The sequence below is a fragment of the Rhodococcus sp. IEGM 1406 genome, assembly GCF_030056745.1.
In the GTDB taxonomy this organism is placed as follows: domain Bacteria; phylum Actinomycetota; class Actinomycetes; order Mycobacteriales; family Mycobacteriaceae; genus Rhodococcus_F; species Rhodococcus_F erythropolis.
This window is the reverse complement of the sequence record NZ_JASHKO010000006.1, coordinates 290810-311385: the sequence shown is the minus strand read 5'-3', so window position 1 is coordinate 311385 and position 20576 is coordinate 290810. Positions and strand designations below refer to the sequence as shown.

The following is a 20576-nucleotide window of genomic DNA, read 5'->3' as shown; positions in this document are numbered from 1 at the left end:
ACAGTCGAAAAGGGAACTAAAAACGTTAAAAGTTCGCTACGAGAAAAACGGCCCACGATCGTGGCTTCCCGCTTGCGCGCCGACCACCCGGTTCCACCAAGACCGCCGGCCGTTGCGTATCATCAAAACTGCAGGTAGCGACAGTTTCCGATTGCCGCCACACCCCAACGCCGAGCCCGGAGAGTCACGTGAACGCACCTTCCCCGATCCCCGCCCCGGGAGGGAAGCCTGGCGACACCTACGGGCAGATGCTGCTCGATCGCGTCGTCGCCGGGGTCAGTGGAAGCGAAAAACCACTGATGTTCACCGCGCAGTTGCCTGCTCGCGTAGCCGAGTTCACCGAATGGCCGGAGTGGGTGCACCCCAGCGTCGTACGCGCGCTCGCCGAGCACAGCGTGCGGTCCCCGTGGATCCACCAGAGTGAGGCCGCCGACCTTGCTCACGAGGGAAAACACGTGGTCGTGGCCACCGGTACGGCGTCGGGTAAGTCACTGGCATACCAACTCCCGGTGCTGACGGCCATGGCGACCGATCCGCTCGCAACTGCCCTGTACCTCTCCCCCACCAAAGCGCTGGGCTCGGATCAACTGCGAGCAGTGCTGTCCCTCACCGACTTCGACGTCGAACTTCGCAGCACGAACGCCAGTGCGTACGACGGCGACACCTCGCAGGAACTCCGCACCTGGGCACGCGAGAACTCACGCTGGCTCTTCACCAACCCCGACATGATCCACATTTCGCTGCTCCGCACCCATCAGCGATGGGCGCACTTCTTCCGCAACCTGAAATACGTGATCATCGACGAATGCCACTCCTACAGGGGAGTCTTCGGATCCAACGTCGCGCTCGTGATCCGGCGACTTCGCAGGATTGCAGCGCGCTACGGCGCCGAACCTACCTTCATCCTGGCCAGCGCGACCACGGCAGATCCCGGCGCAGCGGCCTCGCGGCTCATCGGCGCACACTGCACCGAGGTCACGGAAGACGGATCGCCGCACGGCCCACGCACCGTCGCACTGTGGGAGCCGCCGCTACTCGAGGCATTGACCGGCGAAAACGGTAGCCCGGTACGACGTCCCGCGGGCGCGGAAGCAGCCCGGATCATGGCCGACCTCATGATCGAAGGCGCCCGCACTCTCACCTTCGTCCGCTCCCGCCGCGGCGCCGAACTGACCGCGATGGCCACCAAACGTCTACTCGCCGAGGTGGACCCGGACCTCGCCGAGCGAGTCGCGTCGTATCGCGCCGGATATCTGGCCGAGGACCGACGCGAACTGGAAGCTGCACTCGCCGACGGCACGCTGCTGGGCGCAGCCACCACCAACGCGCTGGAGCTCGGCGTCGACATCGCAGGCCTCGACGCCGTTGTCGTGGCAGGCTTCCCGGGGACCGTTGCCTCGTTCTGGCAGCAGGCCGGTCGCTCCGGGCGACGCGGCGAGGGTTCACTCGTCGTGTTGATCGCCCGCGACGATCCACTCGACACCTACCTCGTTCACCATCCGTCGGCGGTACTCGACAAACCCGTCGAGGCGACGGTGACAGATCCCGGAAATCCGTACGTCCTGGGACCACAACTTCTCTGCGCTGCAATGGAACTCCCACTTTCCGATGTCGAGGTCGACGCTTTCGGGGCTCTCGAGGTTCTGACCAGGCTGTCGGAGGAAGGCAAGATCCGGCGCCGAAAGCACGGATGGTTCGTCACCGCCGATTCGAACCCCCACGGCTCTTTGGACATTCGCGGCGGTATCGGAACTCAGGTGGCCATTGTCGACGGTGAATCCGGCCGGATGCTGGGTACTGTTGACGCGGGCCGCGCTCCCGCCACAGTTCATCCCGGTGCCGTGCACATCCATCAAGGCGAGACCTACGTCGTCGACGAACTGGACCTCGACGTCGGACTCGCATTGGTACACACCGAGAATCCGGACTGGACCACCTCGGCCCGCGAGACCACCGAAATCACGATCACCGAACAACTCGAGCACAAGAACTACGGCGACATCGCCGTCGCTCTCGTCCAGGTCGAGGTGACACATCAAGTCGTCGGGTACCTACGACGGTTGACTTCGGGTGAAGTCCTCGACTCGATCGAACTCGACATGCCCGCTCACACTTTGCCCACCAGGGCAGTGATGTACACGGTCACGCCGGAACTTCTCGAATCCATCGGGGTGCCGCCCGAACGGTTCCCCGGATCACTGCATGCCGCCGAACATGCCGCGATCGGCCTGCTGCCACTGGTGGCGATCTGCGACCGCGGAGACATCGGCGGAGTATCGACGGCCATGCACGCCGACACCGGACTCCCGACGGTCTTCGTCTACGACGGTCACGCCGGCGGCGCCGGGTTCGCCGACCGGGGGCACAGCGAACTGTCACGATGGCTCACCGCGACGCGCGACGCCATACTCTCCTGCGAGTGCGCTCACGGATGCCCGTCCTGCGTCTATTCACCCAAGTGCGGCAACGGAAACGACCCACTCGACAAAGACGGCGCGGTCAAGGTTCTGACCGCCGTCATCGATACGATCAGCTGAGACACGATCAGCCGATCGGACCCGCACGAGCGTAGGCCTGCGCATCGCCGATCCCGAAGCCCGACAACAACACCGGTGCACGTATCCCGACAACTACATCCCACCCCTGCACCTCACATTCCGCGAGCACCGTACGCATACGCTCCGCGATCGCCGCGGACTTCGCACACGCAGACGCCTCACCTCCGTCCAAGGCGCCCGCACCGCCGAGAGCCGAAAGATCAGCGGCCGACTGAGCAGTGTGCCGGGCCACCACCGCGGACCCGACATGCAGCATCCCACCAGTCACCATCACGATCGCTGCCAGAACGCAGCACGCCAGAACAGTGGCAACACCTTCGTCGTCACGTAGGTTCACCCCTCTTCCACCCCTGACTCCACAGCTGCCACAGCCTCGGAAGAAATGTCGACCAGCGGCAGCAACGTACTCTCGGCGCTGACAACGGCAACGGCAAAGCCGTCAACGATCTCCACCGAGATCGACGCATCTTGGGGTGCGATCCGGCGGGCCGTGGCGACCGCAGACTCACGATCACCACGTGCCACCAACCGCGCGGCCTCACGAGCTGCGTCGACACACCGAACCTGCATCGACACCGCGAGGACGCCACCGATACACAGCACGACCACCGTGACGATCGAAGCCAGAGCAATCGCAGCCTCCACCGTCACGGCGCCGTCGTCGGCTTGCCGAATACCTCTCGTGGACAACATCACACAGCTGTCTTGAGCGCCTTGTCGATGATGCCTGTCAGCGCCGAGACAATGGAGTCGCCGGTGACAACCGTGTACAGGACGGCACCGAATGCGGCAGCCGCAATCGTGCCGATCGCATACTCGGCGGTAGACATACCGTCGTCCTCCGTTACCAACAACGCAAATCTGGCCGACACCGTCCTGAGCGTCTTCGAAATCATCTCTCCCCCTTCATCGAAACCTGTGGCAGCACTTCTGCCGCAGGAGCTTTCACACGGATCCGGCTCACAACAGGCCGTTACCGAGCACAGTCGTGGCAAGCCCGATCACCACCGGGACGATGCCCAGGGCGATGAACGCCGGCAGGAAACACAGTCCGAGTGGACCGCTGATCAGCACTCCCGCACGTTCGGCCGCGGCAGCAGCCAGATCCTCGGCGTCACCTCGACTGCGCTCGGCGAGTTCTGCCATGGACGAGGACAGCGACGAACCCGAACGGGCGGAACGCCGAGCCATTCTGGCCAGCGCCTCGGTATCGGGATCGAGCGCGGCTTCGCTCCACGCAGCGTCAGGGTCGGCACCGAGCGTGAGAAGGTCGGCGACGCGACTGAGCGTGTCGGCCATCGGTTTCGGTGCCGTCGACGCCATCGCTGTGATCGCGGCGGAGACGGGAAGCCCCGCTCGCAGGCAGGCCCCGAGAAGGTCGAGACTTGCGGCAACCGCGAGTGGATCCGGCTTGTCCGGGGCTGAAACCGAATTTTCTGTTGTTGTGTCCGCGAACAGAATTTCTGCCGCCCTGGCCGAAGCGCCGCGGCGAGCGGGAATGATCGCGAGCGCCAACGCGATCATCGCCAAGGACGCCCAACTCACGACGTGACCTTCGCAGTTATCCGGTCGGTCCAGAGCAAACCAGCTGAGACACAGGCAGTTCCGATCACGAGCAGCACGCCGCCGAGCCCACCGCCGAACAGCACGCGCAGAGGCGACGCCCCCATCAACTGGCCGAGGCCGATCCCCAGCAGCGGTAGAAAAGCCAGCACCGCAGCCGTCGCCCGAGCGCCCGCCAACCCGGCCTCGGTGCGCTGACGAAAGCGTCTACGCCCCAACATGTCCGTCCGGACCGCGCCGAGTAGTTCAGCCAGCGCCAGACCGTGTTGGTCTGCGACCCGCCAGACGGATCCGATGCGGGAGAACTCACGCTCGATGCACGAATCCGGTACCGCGAAGGCCGCCGCGGCAGAACCACCGAGACGCGCCCTGGCCCCAGCGGACCGGAACACCACACTTACTTCGCCGGTACATTCCTCGCCTGCAACAGAACTGGCACTTGCAGGATGCGCGCCGACGCTCAGCTCGGCGATCAGCACCTCCAGACCGGAGAGCAGCATCTTCTGTGAGAGGTCCCGGTTTTCGGCCGCCTTCGCGCGGCGCCCACGAAAGATCAAGGTTCCGGCGAGGACAACCGCCGCGCATCCTGACGACAAGCCTCCGAGAACCCATGCAGCCGACACCGCGAAAAATGCGGCGACCAACTGCCACGGAATCTGCCGGGAGGGCTTGCGGATGCTCGGGGCGTACGTAGCGAGCCGAGCACGTGAATCCCGCACCGGCGCAATCGAGACCGCCAACGCGAGGACCAGGAAGGAAACTGTCACGTCCCGACCTCTCGATTGCGAAGCCGGAACATCCGCTCGAGCCGCTCACGACCCGAACCGCCGTCCGGCCATGCCTGCATGATTTGTACGTATCCGTCCGCACCGCGGTCGATGACGCCGATCTGTTCGAGACGCCTCGATCCGTCGGCCAACCGGTGCACGTGCAGGATCACTTGAACTGCCGCGGCAAGTTGACTGTGCAACGCGTGGCGATCCATACCGCCGAGCGCAGCCAACGCCTCGAGTCTGGCCGGCACCTCTTCAGACGAATTGGCGTGAACGGTGCCGGCGCCGCCGTCGTGGCCGGTGTTCATCGCCGTGAGCAGATCCGTCACCTCTGCACCGCGGACCTCACCGACGACGATGCGATCGGGACGCATCCGCAGTGCCTGCCGAACCAGATCGCGCACCGTCACCTCTCCGACGCCCTCGACGTTGGGAGCCCTGGCGACGAGGCGGACGACGTGCGGATGCGGCGGTGCTAGTTCGGCCGCGTCCTCGACGCAGACGATTCGCTCGCGCGGGTCGACGGCGCCGAGCATGGCGGACAACAACGTGGTCTTTCCCGCGCCGGTCCCGCCGATCACCAGGAAGGCCAAGCGGCACGAGATGATGCGATCGAGGAGTTCGCGCGCGTCCGGTTCCACGGCGCCGTGAGCACACAGCGCGTCGAGACCCTGTGTTGCGGGCCGCAGCACTCGCAGTGACACGCAGGTTCCGCCCTGGGCCACCGGTGCGAGTACGGCATGAAGTCGTACCCCGAAGTGCCCGTCGCCGACGCCCCGCAGACGGCCGTCGACCCACGGTTGGGCGTCGTCGAGGCGTCGACCTGCCGACAGTGCCAACCGCTGCGCCAGTCGACGCACGGCTGCCTCGTCGGTGAACCGGACCCCGGACCTTTCGAGGCCGACCCCGCGGTCCACCCAGACCTGATCCGGCGCGGTCACCAGTACATCGGCGACACCGGGTTCGTGCAGCAGTGGTTCGAGCGGCCCTGCGCCTGTCAGTTCCGTCTGGAGCACCCTGACGACCTCCAACAGATCCGTGTCCGCCAGAACGCCAGAGGACTCGGCTCGCACGGCGTCGGCAACGGTGGCCGCCGTCGGCTCGGCGACCGACGACGCCGTCAGCCGCTCGCGAACTCGGTCGAGCAGTTCTGTCGTGACCAACGCGCTCATGCCGCAGCCCTGCGCGGGCGTGCGCCGGATTCGACGGCGTCGAGTACCGCCGTTGCCACCGCACTCAGCGGACAACCTCGGGTCAATTCGAGGCCACCGCGCTCGAGCATCGGCGCCAGCGAGCGGTGGCCGCGCATCACGGCCGTCAGCGGCAGGCCGAGCATGTCTGCCACATCGGCGCCGCGTAGGCCTCCCGGCGCCGGCCCACGCACGACGAGCCCGACATTGGAGTTGTGTCGCACCACCCAGGCTCCGACTTTCTCGGCAGCGACGCACGCAGCCACGGTGGCCGGAACCACCACGAGAACCAAATCCGACATCTCCAACGCGGCCTGACCTACCTCGCTGGGATGACGTGGCACGTCGCAGACCACGAGTCCGCCGGAACTGCGACCTGCGTCCAGCACGGCGCGAACGGCGGTCACTGTCGGACCGTCGATCTCGCGGCGACTGCTCGCCAGAACCCTCAGGAACTTTCCCTTTGCCGGCAGGGCATCGCGCAGCGCATCCGGGGCCAGCCGCCCGCCCTCGACGGTCAGTGCACCCCAACGCAATCCGGGGGTCGTCTCGATGCCCAACAGCACATCAGCGCCGGAGCCGAGTGCGTCGACGTCCACCAGTAACGTCGGGACGTGACGTGCCGCCGACGTCAACGCGACAGCCGCCGCAGTTGCCGAGGCTCCGCCGCCACCACAACCACCCACCACGCTCACGACGGTGCCGTCACCACTCACGTCTACGTGGTCGGCCAGAACTGCGACCAGTGCGTTCTCCTCTTCCGGCAAGGACAGAACGCTGTCGGCTCCGATCGCGGTGGCGCTCTTCCAGTCGTCGACGGTCGGTGTGCCGTCGCACACGAGGAACACTCGCGTTCGTTTAGGGGAACGAGTCAGAGCATCCCGCGCAGCCGACGCGTCCAACACGACCGCCGAGGCCCGGTTCCACTGTTGCCGAGAAACGGGATGCTCGGCCTCGTCCAGACGGCGGTCCACCGCGGCAGCGACGCGTCGCACGCTCGCGAGGACCTTCGCGTCGTCGACGAGAACCAGAATGGGAGCCCCGGTTTCCCGAGAGTTGATCGTCGTGTTCATGACTGCAGAGCCTGAACGAGCACCGGCACCGAAAACAGTGGGTCGAGAGAGCCTGTGGACAACTGGGAAGTTGTGGAGAAACAGGCCTGAGACAGAGGACGACCCCCGCCAATGGGGGGAGGAGGCGGGGGCCGTCTGAGTTCAGCCCCGGGGGGTCGGGCTGAACTAGTTCGAACGAATCGAACAGCAACGATCTTACACCCGCCATTGGCGAGAAATGCAAGCCTGAGCTGCACTGAACTGCTGTTTTTCGCCGAAAGAGGACGCTTGCCGAGGAGCACACGAACCGCCTGTCGGACTATCCTCATTCCTGTGACCGACAAGCCTGCGAACGGACTGAATACCGGGCGGACAGCCGCTTTCTTCGATTTGGACAAAACGATCATCGCGAAGTCGAGCACCCTGGCGTTCAGCAAGCCATTCTTCGCCCAGGGTCTGATCAATCGGCGCTCGGTTCTCAAGAGCAGCTATGCGCAATTCCTGTTTCTTCTGTCCGGCGCCGATCACGATCAGATGGAGCGCATGCGCGAGCACCTGACTGCGATGTGCGCGGGCTGGGACGTGGAACAGGTGAAGGCCATCGTCGCGGAGACTCTGCACGACATCGTCGACCCACTCGTCTTTGCCGAGGCGGCCGATCTGATCGCAGATCACAAGCTGCGTGGACACGACGTCATCGTGGTGTCGGCGTCGGGCGAGGAAATCGTCGCTCCGATCGCCCGCGCCCTCGGCGCCACCCATTCCGTGGCGACGTCGATGAGGGAAGAAGACGGCCACTACACCGGCGAGGTCGACTTCTACTGCTACGGTCCGGGCAAGGTCGAGGCGATGGAAAAACTCGCCGCGGAATACGGCTACGACCTCGCCGCCAGTTACGCCTACTCCGACTCGGTGACCGATTTGCCCATGCTCGAGGCGGTCGGACATCCCACCGCAGTCAACCCCGATCGTGCATTACGCAAGGAAGCGGCCGTAAACGGTTGGCCCATACTGACTTTCTCGAACCCGGTCTCGCTTCGCGCGCGATTGTCAGCCCAGTCCACGACGACGGTCGCCACAACTGCAGCGGTGGGAATCGCAGCTCTGGTGGCCGGCGCCATGACCTTCGGGCTACTGCGTCGGAAACGCTGAAATCCAATGCCCACAAACAAAAATTGGTACTTGCTGTGAGCCCGGACACAGGGTACAAAGGAGTTACGGAAGAACGGAAGGCCAGGAACGGCTCGGAAGAGAAGGACCGTTTCCCCAACCGAAATTCCTAGCACGGGCACTAGGGCACCCACGCGGAGCACAAGCCACTATAAGGGCAGAAGCGTTGTGGGCCTGCGAGATTCGTTCAATTTGAGCGAGGACCCCGCACCGGTTGCGGGGACGACCTCAGAAAGTGCGATCCCTCGCCGAGGCCACCCACACAACCCACCGAGCACGCTTGGTAACGAGTAGTCCGTGCTGACGGGCGGCGAAGTCGATTTATCGGCAGCGCCGCCCGTTCGTTATGTGCCGGCCCCGCCCTGTTGCAGACTATCCAGTCGCCGCGTCGGCGATCGAAGTCGCTTCTCGCGCACCGGCTTCGAGAGCTCCACAGCACAAGATCACCCAACTGCCGACACCCGCCGGATTTCCCGAAGCGAATCCAGCCGCGCCGTCCGTGTACGCCTGCGGCCGCCGAAGCCAACTTACCTCGGGGACTCCCAGATTGTGCGGATCCAACCCGGACGAGACCGCAACCAGACGCGAAGCCGCACGTGCAACAATGCCGTCAGCGGTGCCGAACGGGCTCAGCGCCAAGAGTTCTCCGTGCACGACGGCCGCCAGAACCGGCGCCGGTGCACTGGTTCCGCCGGTAACGAGTTGCGCGAGAGCGTCCAACCGCTCCCCCACTCCGCGATCCGACCGTGGCCGCCCCAGTTGATCCGCGTCCTCGACGAGGTCTGCCGCGGCCAGCAGGTGCAGCCGGGCCAAAGCCTGCAGCGGGGCGCGCTTCCACGTCGACTCCATGAGGGGAAGACTGTCGCCGTCCAGAGCCTGAGCCACGCGCAGAGCACCCGCGAGAATCGGATCACCGGCCATGCCCTCGGCCGGCAATTCGGTGGTGCCACCGGCCAGCGATGCGGAAGCTCGCGCAGCGCGAACCGCGGCTTCGGCGGCAGTGGTGGGCCAACCGCGACGGTTGGTCTTGTGCCGATGAACCTCACCCAGAGCGTCGCGCGCATGATCGGCGGCGGCGCGTACGCCTGGAAGATCGACGAGGGGCTGCAAGGGGTCCGTCACGATCAACGACGGTACCCTTGCAGCCCCTCTGCGGACTTGCCTACCTACCTGTTGCGTCAGCTTCCCAGCGTGATGGACCCGCCGGGAATCGCGTCGAGCAACTTGCGGGTGTAGTCCTGTTGCGGATTGCCGAACACGTCGTCGATCGGTGCCGATTCGACGATCGAGCCACGCGACATCACCAACACGTTGTCCGCGATCTGGCGAACCACGGCCAGGTCGTGCGTGATGAAGAGGTACGTCAACCCGAACTCTGCTTGCAGGTCGTTGAGCAGGGTCAAGATCTGATCCTGCACGAGCACGTCGAGAGCGGAGACCGCCTCGTCGCAGATCACGACCTCCGGTTGCAGTGCCAACGCTCGCGCAATTGCGACGCGCTGACGCTGTCCGCCGGAGAGCTCGTTCGGGAACCGTCGCATGACCGACTGAGGCAGACCGACCTTGTCGAGAAGTTCGCGGACGCGAGCCTCCCGTTCTGCTTTGGTCCCGACCTTGTGGGTACGCAGCGGCTCTTCGATCGTGCGGTAGATCGAGTACATCGGGTCGAGCGTGCCGTAAGGGTTCTGGAAGATCGGCTGCACTCGGCGACGGAACGCAAAGGTTTCCTTGGCGCCGAGTTTCGCCACGTCCTGACCGTCGAAGACCACGTTGCCTGCGGTGGGCTCGAGCAAGCCGAGGACCATCTGCGCGACCGTCGACTTACCGGAACCCGATTCACCGACGATCGCCGTCGTGGTTCCGCGGCGGACCTTGAAGGACACGTCGTTCACGGCTGTGAAGTCGGTGGTCTTGCGGAAACCCTTGCGCAGCTTGAACACCTTGGTCAGATGATCGACGACAAGAACGTCGTCGGTCGCCTTGCCGAAGGACTCTGCCGCACTTTCCTCGGCCTTGACCGCTTCGGCGACCTCTTCCGCCTGTTCGCGAATCTCGGCGCGCGCCACCGACGAGCTGAGCCGCTTCGACGCCAACGACGGCGCAGCAGCGACCAGCTTCTGCGTGTACGGATGCTGCGGGCGCTTCAGAATCTCCAGTGCCGGACCGGATTCGACGATACGACCCTTGCTCATCACGATCAGATGCTCGGCGCGCTCGGCGGCCAAGCCCAGATCGTGAGTGATGAGCAGAACGGCGGTGCCGAGTTCCGTTGTCAGACCGTCGAGGTGGTCGAGGATCTGACGCTGGACCGTGACGTCGAGCGCTGACGTCGGCTCGTCCGCGATCAGGAGCTTCGGACGAGCGGACAACCCGATCGCGATGAGTGCGCGCTGACGCATACCGCCCGAGAACTCGTGCGGGTACTGCCCCAACCGGCTCTCGGCTTCGGCGAGTCCTGCCTCCTCGAGCAGTTCGGCGGCCCGAACCTTGGCTGCCTTGCCCTTGGCGATCCCGTTGGCGGCCAGTGCTTCCTCGATCTGGAAGCCCACTTTCCACACGGGATTCAGATTCGACATCGGGTCCTGCGGAACCAAACCGATCTGGCTTCCCCGGATGTGGACGAAGTCCTTCTCCGAGACCTTCGAGATGTCCTTGCCGTCGAAGATGATCTCGCCTGCCGTCACCTTGCCGGTGCCGGGAAGCAGATTGATGATCGAGTGGGCGGTGGTGGACTTACCCGAACCCGATTCGCCGACGATCGCGACCGTCTGACCCGGGTAGACGGTCAGGCTGACGCCTCGAACTGCCGGAACCGGACCGGAATTGGACTGGAAAGACACCTCGAGATCACGAATCTCGAGCAACGGAGTTTCCTCCGAGGTGAGAGTTTCCTTGGTGGTCATCGTGCTCACCGCTTCCGCGACTTGGGATCGAGGGCGTCGCGCAGAGCGTCACCCATCATGATGAATCCGAGAACGGTGATCGCCAAAGCCGTTGCCGGGTAGAACAGAATGGTCGAACCCTGACGCAGCGTCACCTGAGCGTTGCTGATATCGCCGCCCCACGAAACCTCGGTGGACGGAAGACCGATACCGAGGAAGGACAGCGTCGCCTCGGCAACGATGTACGTACCGAGCGATATGGTGGCGACCACGATGATGGGCGCCAACGAGTTCGGGATGACGTGGCGGATCAGTGTCTTGAGCTTCGAGACACCCAATGCTTCCGAAGCCATGACGTAATCGTTGTTCTTCGCCGAGATCACCGCGCCGCGAGCGATTCTTGCCATCTGCGGCCAGCCGAAGAGCGCCAGCACGCCGACGACGGTCCAGATGGTGCGATCGGTGAACAGCTGCATCAGGACGATGGCAGCCAGGATCAGCGGGATGCCGAAGAAGATGTCGGCGACACGGGAGAGGATCGAATCGGTCCATCCGCCGTAGAAACCGGACAGCGCACCGAAGATCACGCCGATCACCAGCACCGACGCCGTGACACCGACGCCCACGAGTACGGATGCGCGAGCACCGTAGATGGTGCGCGAGTACACGTCACAGCCCTGGCGGTCGAAACCGAACCAGTGCCCTGAGGTCGGCCCCTGCATGCTGTAGGTCAGGTCGCAGAACCGCGGATCGGTGCTCGTGAACAAGCTCGGAAACGCTGCGATGACGATGACCGCGAGGATGATGATCGTCGAGATGATGAACAGGGGGCGCTTGCGTAGGTCGCGCCACGCATCGGTCCACATGCTGGTCGGCGCCTGATCGAGTTTGACGGCGTCCGTCTCCCCCGGTGCCGCAACTTCGGGCGGTGCCACGAAATGACTTTGCCGGACTGCGCGTCCGGTCTTCACGGTCTCAGACATAGCGGATCCTCGGATCGAGCGCGGCGTACAAGAGGTCGACGAGCAGATTCGCGATCAGGTAGATCACGATCAGGATGGTGACGAACGAAACCACCGTCGGCGCTTCACCTCTGGTCACGGCCTGGTAGATCGTGCCACCGACGCCGTTGATGTTGAAGATGCCCTCGGTGACGATGGCGCCGCCCATCAACGTTGCGAGGTCGGCACCCAGGAACGTGACCACGGGGATCAGCGAGTTGCGCAACACGTGCACGCGAACCACTCGTCCACGGGAAAGTCCCTTGGCGGTAGCGGTGCGGACGTAATCGGCAGTCAGATTCTCCGCCACGGACGTTCGGGTCAGTCGCAGTACGTACGCGAACGAGACCGAACCGAGAACCAGGGCAGGGAGCAGGAGATTGGTGAAGCTGGTGTTGCCACCGACCGTCGGCGGGACGATGCCCCATTTGACGCCGATGAAGAACTGAGCCAGGAAGCCGATCACGAAGATCGGGATGGCGATGAGAACGAGGCTGAACAGCAGGACGGTGCTGTCGAAGAATCCGCCCTTACGCAGGCCCGCGATGAGGCCGAAGCCGACACCGAAGACCGTCTCGACGATCAGTGCCATGAAGGCAAGTTTCATCGTGATCGGAAATGCTTGTGCCAGAACTTCACTGACAGGTCGTCCGGAGAACGACGTGCCGAAGTCCAGCGTGAAGATGCCCTTCAGGTACAGCAGGTACTGCTGATAGAAGGGGAGATCGAGGTGGTAGCGCTCCCGAAGCTGTGCTGCCACAGCCGGACTGAGCGCCTTGTCGCCCGCCAACGCGGCAATCGGATCACCGGGAAGCAGGAAGACCATGGCGTAGATCAGAAGAGTGGCCCCGAGAAAAACCGGGATCATTTGAAGCACTCGGCGACCGATGTACCAGAGCATCGGATCACCTCCTTGTCGATGATCGTGTACGTCAGCGGACAGTCCGGTGTGAACACGAGTTCGGGACGGCAGGCAGGGCGCCTGCCGCCCCGAACTCACGTTTCAGATGCGGATCGTTCTACGCGTCAGTTCTTTTCGATGTCTTCGTAGACCGGAACACCGTTCCAGCTGATGGTCACGTTGGAAACGTTCTCCGACCATCCACTGGCAGCGTTGCGGTACCACGTCGGAACTGCGGGCAGGTCCTTGAGCAGGACTTCCTGGGCCTGATCGAGCAGTTCCTGAGCCTTCGCCTGATCGGTCTGGCCGGCCGATTCGCGCAGGAGGCGGTCGAACTCGGGGTTGGAGTAGTCACCGTCGTTGGAGCTGCCGCCGGTCTGGTAGTTCTGCGCCAGGAAGCCGTACTGCTGCGGGTAGTCGCCCTGCCAACCGGAGCGGAAAGAGCTCTGGATGGTGCGGTCGGTGGCTTCGGTGCGGATCTGAGCGAAGGTGGCGTACTGCTTGCCCTTCGCGTCGATACCGAGGGTGTTGCGGATGCTGTTCGCCGTGGCATCGACCCATTCCTGGTGTCCGCCGTCGGAGTTGTAGGCGATCTCGAAGCTGCCGGACCACGGTGCGATGGCGTCGGCCTTGGCCCAAGCAGCCTTGGCGGCCTCGGGATCGAACTTCACGTTGCTGTTACCGGTCAGCGAGTCGTTCCAGCCCTTGATTGCGGGGCTGGTGAAGTCGAGTGCAGGCGTCCTGGTCTTGTTGAAGATCTGCTGGGTGATCTGATCGCGGTTGATCGCCATCGAGATCGCCTGACGGCGGAGCATGCCCTCTTCGCCGCTGAAGTGCGGCAGGCGACCCGGGATCGTGAACGTCTCGATGGTTGCCGACGGCTGGTTGACGGTGCGTCCGGGCAGGTCCGACTCGAAGGTCGTGACGGCGCTCGGCGGAACCTGGTCGAGAACGTCGACGTTGTTGGCCAGGAGATCGGTGTACGCCGTGTCGAGGCTGTTGTACATGATGAAGTCGACGCCGGCGTTCTTCGGCTTACGGTTGCCGTTGTAGTCCGGGTTCACGACGGTGTCGATGCGGACGTTGTGCTGCCACGCGCCGGTTCCGTCGAGCTTGTACGGGCCGTTGCCGATCGGGTTCTCACCGAAGGCGGTCATGTCCTTGAACGCGACCTCGGGCAGCGGGTAGTACGCCGTGAAGCCGAGGCGATCGGGGAACGCCGACTCGGGCTGCTTGAGTTCGATGGTGAAGGTGGAGTCGTCCACAACCTTCAGACCCGACATGGTCTGTGCCGTCGGAACCTCGGCGGCAACTTCGTCGTAGCCCTTGATCGGATCGAAGAACGATGCCTGAAGCTGAGCGTTGGTGGAGAGGGCTCCGTAGTTCCACGCGTCGACGAACGACTTCGCGGTGACGGGGGTGCCGTCCGTGAAGGTCCAGCCGTCCTTGAGCTTGACGGTGAAGTTCTGACCGTCGGTGCTCTCGATGGACTCGGCAACCTCGTTCTCCGTACCGCCGTCTGCGGTGTACGAAACGAGACCGGAGAACAGTGAGTCGAGGACGCGGCCGCCCATGTTCTCACTCGTGTTCGTGGGGATCAACGGGTTCTGAGGCTCGCCCGCCCAGGCGTTGACGACGCCACTGGACGATCCGCCCGACGAATCGCCGGACGAACATGCCGTGATCAGCACTGCCGTCATTCCGAGCGCGACCGCGCCGGTCGCTATGCGTGAGATACGCAAAGGAATTCCTTCCACATCTAAGTGACCCCGAGCATGCTCGCGGCCTGCCGACAGCCGTAACTGCCGGCGTCGTGTCGCCTACAACTGAAAGTGAACGTGACTTCGAGTTGCGGTCGAATAATGGTTTGACAATAGACACATCGAACCCGAAGCGCGCACCGCACCCATTGTTGGAAAATTGGGGGTAATTGAATTCGGGCACATTCATTCGTCGGCGGAAGTGACCACCCGTCGCATCGATTCGACCGATCGTCGCAGGACAACGGGTTGCAACGTGATGCAACGGTGCGTTTGAGCGAGCTTGTGACTACCCTCACACGGAGTCAGAAAAGTGTCGATCAATGTGGAAAGAAGGCCGTCAGCCATGACAAGCGCAGCCGAAACAGACGTCCCCCAGGCATATCCGCCGAGCGCAGAGTTCGCTGCGGCCGCCAACGCGGGACCGGAGTTGCAGGCTGCCGCAGATACCGACCGCCTCGCTTTCTGGGCGAATCAGGCTGAGCGCCTTCACTGGCACGAGAAATGGACCGACGTCCTCGACTGGACCGACGCCCCCGTCGCCAAATGGTTCGTCGGCGGAAAACTCAACGTCGCCTACAACTGCGTCGACCGCCACGTCCTCGCCGGCAACGGCGACCGCGTCGCCATTCACTTCGAGGGCGAACCAGGCGATTCCCGGGATCTGACCTACAACGACCTCCTCGCCGAAGTCAGCCGCGCCGCAAACACTTTCACCGACCTCGGCCTCGTCGCCGGTGACCGCGTAGCGATCTACATGCCGATGATCCCCGAAGCGATCGTCACCATGCTCGCCTGCGCCCGCCTCGGCCTGACCCACTCGGTCGTCTTCGCCGGATTCTCCGCCACTGCCCTACGCTCGCGCATCGACGACGCCCAAGCCAAGCTCGTCGTCACCGTCGACGGCCAGTGGCGACGCGGCGCCGCAGCACCCATCAAAACAGCGGTCGACGAATCCGTCGCCGGCGCCGACTCCGTCCAGAACGTGTTGGTGGTCAACCGGACCGGCATCGACGTCGAGTGGACCGACGGCCGCGACCTGTGGTGGCACGAGACCGTCGCGCAGGCCTCACCTGAGCACGAAGCGCAGGCCTTCGACGCCGAACATCCCCTGTTCATCCTCTACACCTCCGGCACCACCGGTAAGCCCAAGGGCATCATCCACACCTCCGGCGGCTACCTCACCCAGGCGTCGTACACCCACCACAACGTCTTCGATCACAAAGCGGGACAAGACGTCTACTGGTGCACCGCCGACATCGGCTGGGTCACCGGACACTCCTACATCGTCTACGGCCCCCTCTCCAACGGCGTCACCCAGGTCGTCTACGAAGGCACCCCCAACTCCCCGAACGAGCACCGCCACTTCGACATCATCGAGAAGTACGGCGTCTCCATCTACTACACCGCACCCACCCTCGTGCGCACGTTCATGAAGTGGGGCCGGGAAATTCCCGACGCCCACGACTTGTCCTCGATCCGTTTGCTCGGATCTGTGGGCGAGCCCATCAACCCCGAAGCGTGGCGCTGGTTCCGCGACGTCATCGGCGGCAACAAGGCCCCCATCGTCGACACCTGGTGGCAGACCGAGACCGGCGCGATCATGATCTCTCCGCTGCCCGGTATCACCGCCACCAAGCCCGGATCCGCGATGGCACCGCTGCCCGGTATCTCCGCGAAGATCGTCGACGACGACGCCAAGCCCCTCGGCCCCGGCGGCAACGGTTACCTCGTCCTCGACGAGCCGTGGCCGGCGATGCTCCGCGGCATCTGGGGCGACATGGACCGCTACCGCGACACCTACTGGTCCCGTTACGCCGAAGAAGGCTGGTACTTCGCCGGTGACGGCGCCAAGTACGACGACGACGGCGCCCTCTGGGTCCTCGGCCGCGTCGACGACGTCATGAACGTCTCCGGTCACCGCATCTCCACCTCCGAAGTGGAATCGGCACTGGTCAACCATCACGGAGTCGCCGAAGCCGCCGTCGTCGGTGCCGCGGACGAGACCACCGGACAGGGCATCGTCGCGTTCGTCATCCTGCGCGAAGGCGTCGAGAACACCGGTGAGGTTCTGATCGCCGAGCTCAAGGCGCAGGTCTCCACCGACATCAGCCCCATCGCCAAGCCGCGTCAGATCACGATCGTGCCGGAACTGCCGAAAACCCGATCCGGCAAGATCATGCGCCGCCTCCTGCGCGACGTCGCCGAAGGCCGCGACCTCGGAGACACCTCAACCCTGGTCGATCCCAAGGTATTCGACGCAATCCGCGGTAAGTAGGGCCTTCGGCCCCTGTGCGCCTTTCTGGTAGTCCCCACTACCGGAAAGGCGCACAGGGGCGGAGCCCCTCTCGCAACTTCACTTCCTCTTTCGACGTCAGCCAAGACTCCTCGGCCACGCGAATGTCTGCGGCAACCCGCTTGTGCAGAGACTTTCCACGCGAGGAGAGAAACACGCGCACCTTCCGGCGATCGTCCTCACCGACTTCGCGATAGATCAGCGCAAGCGAGACCAACTTGTCCGCAACTCGCGTCAGCGTCGGAGCCGGTGTTCCCGTTCGATCGCGCAGCTCAGCCATCGTCAGCCCCTCGGTCGACGCCAAGGCTTCGAGCGTCATCCAGTGATCGAGAGTGAGATTCTCAGCCGCCAGCGTCTTCTCCGCCGCTGCCGCGGCCATTCGAGCCGCTCGGACCAGCGCGGTCGTCAGCGAAGCATCAAGAATTCCGGAGTCACTTTTTCCCACTGATCGCTCCCCCGCTGTTGCGTACTTCACACTTCTCGGGCAATACTTTCAAATGAAATGATAGTAACCCAGGCCAGGCCGCTGACTTCCGATTCCGGCGGCGACGCATGAGCGCTACCGGCGCGCTCGAACGCGCGCGCAGCGCCGTATGGCGCCTGGGCATGGTGGTTCCCCTCCAAGGACCGGCCGGACTGTTCGGTCCGTCGTGTGAAGCGATCAGCGAATTGGCCGCCCGCGACCTCAACAACTCCGGCGGCGTGCTGGGACGCGAAGTCCAGATCGAAGTGATCGACGGCGGCGCTTCGCCGGGCGTCGTCGCAGCCCGCGTGCAACAGCTACTCGACGCAGGTGACATCGACGCCGTCAGCGGTTGGCACATCTCCTCGGTCCGCCACGCACTCGCACCGGTGGTCGCAGGCCGCATTCCGTACTCGTACACCTCGCTCTACGAGGGCGGCGAGGTCCGACCAGGAATCTACTGTTCGGGCGAAACCCCACGACAGCAGATCGCACCGGCACTGAAGTGGCTGCGCGACAACGTCGGAGCGCGCAAGTGGTTCGTCGTCGGCGACGACTACATCTGGCCTCACAGCTCACTCGGGGCCGTGAGGCAATTCGCCACCGAACTCGATCTCACCCTGGTCGGCGGTTCGTTTGTCGATCTGGGGCGCGGCAACATGAAGCAGTTGGTCGAGACCGTCTCGAACTCCGGTTGCGACGGCGTGATCATGCTCCTCGTCGGACAGGACGCCGTCGACTTCAACCGAGCCTTCGCCCGCCGAGGCCTCGACGAGTCGATGATCCGGTTCAGCCCGTTGATGGAAGAAAACATGCTGCTCGCAAGCGGCCCCCGCGCAACCCGGAACCTGTTTGCGTCGGCAGCGTACTTCCGCTCGATGGTCGACGGTAACTCCATGGACCTGCTCGGGCGCTACATCGCACTGCACGGCGCGCACGCTCCGGCACTGAACAACGCTGCCGAGTCGTGTTACGAAGGGATACATACCCTTTCGGCCCTGGTTCGACGCGCCGACAGCACCCACCCGCACGCCCTGGACGCCGTCGTCGAAGGCGCCGCGTACGACGGCCCTCGCGGAACCGTCGAGTTTCGCGATCGCGTTGCACGACAGAAGATTCAGCTGGCCGTCGCCGACGGACTCGACTTCTCGATCATCGCCACCCTCTGAAACCTTCCCCTGAGATCCACCTCTTGACTTCTGTGGCGCGCATCACTTAGTTTCATTTGGAATCATTTCATTTGAAAGTAACCCGTCCCGAAAGTAACCGGAGGTGCCCGATGGGCAGTGTTGGTTTGCTTTACGTGGGAGCCGTCCTCTTCGTCAACGGACTGATGCTGCTCGGCACAGTTCCCGTTCGATCCGCCTCGGTCCTCAACCTCTTCGTCGGCGCACTTCAATGCGTCGTCCCCACCGTTTTGTTGATTCAGGCACAGGGAGATTCGAGCGCCGTCCTGGCGGCCTCAGGCCTCTACCTGTTCGGATTCACCTACCTCTACGTGGGAATCAGCAATCTCGCCGGCTTCGAACCGGAAGGAATCGGGTGGTTCTCACTGTTCGTCGCGTGCGCCGCGCTCGTGTACTCCTTCCTCTCGCTCACGGTGAGCAACGACCCCGTCTTCGGGGTCATCTGGCTCGCATGGGCAGCACTGTGGACGCTGTTCTTCCTGGTGCTCGGCCTCGGCCGCGAGAACCTCAGCCGCTTCACCGGCTGGGCAGCAGTCCTGCTGAGCCAGCCCACCTGCACTGTTCCTGCCTTTCTGATCCTGACCGACAACTTCCACACCACACCCGCGGTAGCCGCCGGCTGGGCCGGAGCGCTTCTAGTTCTCCTCGGTCTGGCCAAGATCCTCGCCGCACCCAAAGCCGCAGTACCCCAGACTCATCCAGTCTTCAACTGATCCACACAACCAAGGAGTGAAAGACAATGCGACACGGTGACATCTCCTCGAGCAACGACACGGTCGGCGTAGCAGTAGTCAACTACAAGATGCCCCGCCTGCACGATCGCGCCGGAGTTCTCGAGAACGCGCGCAAGATCGCCGACATGATGATCGGCATGAAGACCGGACTCCCCGGAATGGATCTGGTGGTATTCCCCGAATACTCCACGCAGGGAATCATGTACAACGAAGAGGAGATGTATGCGACAGCGGCAACCATCCCCGGTGACGAGACCGCAATCTTTTCCGCCGCTTGCCGCGAGGCCGATACCTGGGGAATCTTCTCCATCACCGGTGAACAGCACGAAGACCACCCGAACAAGCCGCCGTACAACACGTTGATTCTCATCGACAACAAGGGCGAAATCGTTCAGAAGTACCGAAAGATCCTGCCCTGGTGCCCCATCGAAGGTTGGTACCCCGGCGACACCACGTACGTATCCGAGGGCCCCAAGGGCCTGAAGATCTCACTCATCATCTGCGACGACGGCAACTACCCGGAGATCTGGCGTGACTGCGCGATGAAGGGTGCAGAGCTCATCGTCCGCTGCCAGGGCTACATGTACCCCGCCAAGGACCAGCAGGTGATGATGTCCAAGGCAATGGCCTGGGCCAACAATTGTTATGTGGCAGTTGCCAATGCGGCCGGATTCGACGGCGTCTACTCCTACTTCGGACACTCCGCGATCATCGGATTCGACGGTCGGACGTTGGGTGAAACCGGTGAGGAGGAATACGGAATCCAGTACGCACAGCTGTCCGTTTCCGCCATTCGCGATGCACGCGAGAACGATCAGTCCCAGAACCACATCTTCAAGCTCCTTCACCGCGGATACTCCGGCGTGCACGCTGCAGGAGACGGGGACAAGGGTGTCGCGGACTGCCCGTTCGAGTTCTACAAGCTGTGGGTCACCGATGCCCAGAAGGCTCAGGAACGCGTCGAGGCCATCACCCGAGACACAGTGGGCGTGGCGGACTGCCGCGTCGGAAACCTGCCGGTCGAGAAGACAATCGAAGTTTAAGGA

At 63.7% G+C, this 20576-nt stretch carries 19 protein-coding genes; 6 read left to right on the top strand and 13 right to left on the bottom strand.

Annotated features, from left to right (window positions below; all coding sequences use genetic code 11):
• The first annotated feature begins 248 nt into the window (after positions 1-248).
• Positions 249-2537: a DEAD/DEAH box helicase gene (locus QM596_RS26635; RefSeq protein ID WP_029537450.1), complete on the top strand. Its 2289-nt coding sequence runs from the start codon at positions 249-251 to the stop codon at positions 2535-2537.
• Between the two features lie 7 nt (positions 2538-2544).
• Here QM596_RS26635 and QM596_RS26630 read toward each other — a convergent pair whose 3' ends face one another.
• From QM596_RS26630 to ssd, 7 genes are all read right to left on the bottom strand, one after another.
• Positions 2545-2895, bottom strand: a complete 351-nt coding sequence (locus tag QM596_RS26630; protein WP_283310301.1) for an Rv3654c family TadE-like protein — start codon at positions 2893-2895, stop codon at positions 2545-2547.
• Positions 2892-3251, bottom strand: a complete 360-nt coding sequence (locus QM596_RS26625; protein ID WP_020968274.1) for a TadE family type IV pilus minor pilin — start codon at positions 3249-3251, stop codon at positions 2892-2894. Before QM596_RS26625 ends, QM596_RS26630 begins: the two co-directional genes overlap by 4 nt.
• Positions 3251-3454, bottom strand: coding sequence for a DUF4244 domain-containing protein (locus QM596_RS26620; RefSeq protein ID WP_042446719.1), 204 nt, complete (start codon positions 3452-3454; stop codon positions 3251-3253). The genes QM596_RS26625 and QM596_RS26620 overlap by 1 nt, the downstream gene beginning before the upstream one ends.
• Before the next feature lie 64 nt (positions 3455-3518).
• Positions 3519-4103 (bottom strand): type II secretion system F family protein, encoded by a 585-nt coding sequence (locus QM596_RS26615; RefSeq protein WP_283310300.1) that lies wholly within the window; start codon positions 4101-4103, stop codon positions 3519-3521.
• Positions 4100-4888: a type II secretion system F family protein gene (locus tag QM596_RS26610; RefSeq protein WP_283310299.1), complete on the bottom strand. Its 789-nt coding sequence runs from the start codon at positions 4886-4888 to the stop codon at positions 4100-4102. Before QM596_RS26610 ends, QM596_RS26615 begins: the two co-directional genes overlap by 4 nt.
• Positions 4885-6066 carry a TadA family conjugal transfer-associated ATPase gene (locus tag QM596_RS26605; RefSeq protein ID WP_019746643.1) on the bottom strand — a complete coding sequence of 394 codons (1182 nt, stop codon included), beginning with the start codon at positions 6064-6066 and terminating at the stop codon, positions 4885-4887. Before QM596_RS26605 ends, QM596_RS26610 begins: the two co-directional genes overlap by 4 nt.
• Positions 6063-7157, bottom strand: coding sequence for a septum site-determining protein Ssd (gene ssd / locus QM596_RS26600; protein ID WP_021342689.1), 1095 nt, complete (start codon positions 7155-7157; stop codon positions 6063-6065). The genes QM596_RS26605 and ssd overlap by 4 nt, the downstream gene beginning before the upstream one ends.
• 312 nt (positions 7158-7469) lie before the next feature.
• Here ssd and QM596_RS26595 point away from each other — a divergent pair, with 312 nt between their 5' ends.
• Complete coding sequence (locus QM596_RS26595) at positions 7470-8288, top strand: HAD-IB family hydrolase (RefSeq protein ID WP_019746641.1); 819 nt, start codon at positions 7470-7472, stop codon at positions 8286-8288.
• Between the two features lie 390 nt (positions 8289-8678).
• Here QM596_RS26595 and QM596_RS26590 read toward each other — a convergent pair whose 3' ends face one another.
• The 5 genes from QM596_RS26590 to QM596_RS26570 form a co-directional block, all read right to left on the bottom strand.
• Positions 8679-9428: a Fic family protein gene (locus tag QM596_RS26590; protein WP_020905979.1), complete on the bottom strand. Its 750-nt coding sequence runs from the start codon at positions 9426-9428 to the stop codon at positions 8679-8681.
• Positions 9429-9484: 56 nt separating this feature from the next.
• A complete protein-coding gene (locus QM596_RS26585; RefSeq protein ID WP_095973517.1) occupies positions 9485-11209 on the bottom strand; it encodes a dipeptide ABC transporter ATP-binding protein in 1725 nt (574 codons plus the stop codon).
• A 5-nt stretch (positions 11210-11214) separates the two neighbouring features.
• The gene (locus QM596_RS26580; RefSeq protein ID WP_019746638.1) at positions 11215-12171 is read right to left on the bottom strand and encodes an ABC transporter permease; all 957 of its coding nucleotides are present in this window, start codon (positions 12169-12171) and stop codon (positions 11215-11217) included.
• Positions 12164-13090: an ABC transporter permease gene (locus QM596_RS26575; protein WP_019746637.1), complete on the bottom strand. Its 927-nt coding sequence runs from the start codon at positions 13088-13090 to the stop codon at positions 12164-12166. Before QM596_RS26575 ends, QM596_RS26580 begins: the two co-directional genes overlap by 8 nt.
• A 125-nt stretch (positions 13091-13215) precedes the next feature.
• The gene (locus tag QM596_RS26570) at positions 13216-14832 is read right to left on the bottom strand and encodes a peptide ABC transporter substrate-binding protein (protein WP_020968269.1); all 1617 of its coding nucleotides are present in this window, start codon (positions 14830-14832) and stop codon (positions 13216-13218) included.
• Positions 14833-15196: 364 nt separating this feature from the next.
• Here QM596_RS26570 and acs point away from each other — a divergent pair, with 364 nt between their 5' ends.
• Positions 15197-17128, top strand: a complete 1932-nt coding sequence (acs, locus tag QM596_RS26565; protein WP_029254340.1) for an acetate--CoA ligase — start codon at positions 15197-15199, stop codon at positions 17126-17128.
• Positions 17129-17165: 37 nt separating this feature from the next.
• On the opposite strand, the gene QM596_RS26560 is transcribed toward acs, so the two are convergent.
• Positions 17166-17591 (bottom strand): MarR family transcriptional regulator, encoded by a 426-nt coding sequence (locus tag QM596_RS26560; protein ID WP_041815521.1) that lies wholly within the window; start codon positions 17589-17591, stop codon positions 17166-17168.
• A 107-nt stretch (positions 17592-17698) separates the two neighbouring features.
• On the opposite strand from QM596_RS26560, the gene QM596_RS26555 reads away from it, so the two are divergent.
• The 3 genes from QM596_RS26555 to QM596_RS26545 all read left to right on the top strand — a co-directional run bounded on the left by QM596_RS26555 (position 17699) and on the right by QM596_RS26545 (position 20573).
• A complete protein-coding gene (locus QM596_RS26555) occupies positions 17699-18778 on the top strand; it encodes a substrate-binding domain-containing protein (protein WP_020905975.1) in 1080 nt (359 codons plus the stop codon).
• A 110-nt stretch (positions 18779-18888) separates the two neighbouring features.
• Entirely contained in the window at positions 18889-19509 is a 621-nt protein-coding gene (locus QM596_RS26550) for an AmiS/UreI family transporter (RefSeq protein ID WP_283310296.1), read from the top strand.
• 26 nt (positions 19510-19535) lie between these two features.
• Entirely contained in the window at positions 19536-20573 is a 1038-nt protein-coding gene (locus QM596_RS26545) for an aliphatic amidase (protein WP_019746630.1), read from the top strand.
• Positions 20574-20576 lie beyond the last annotated feature (3 nt).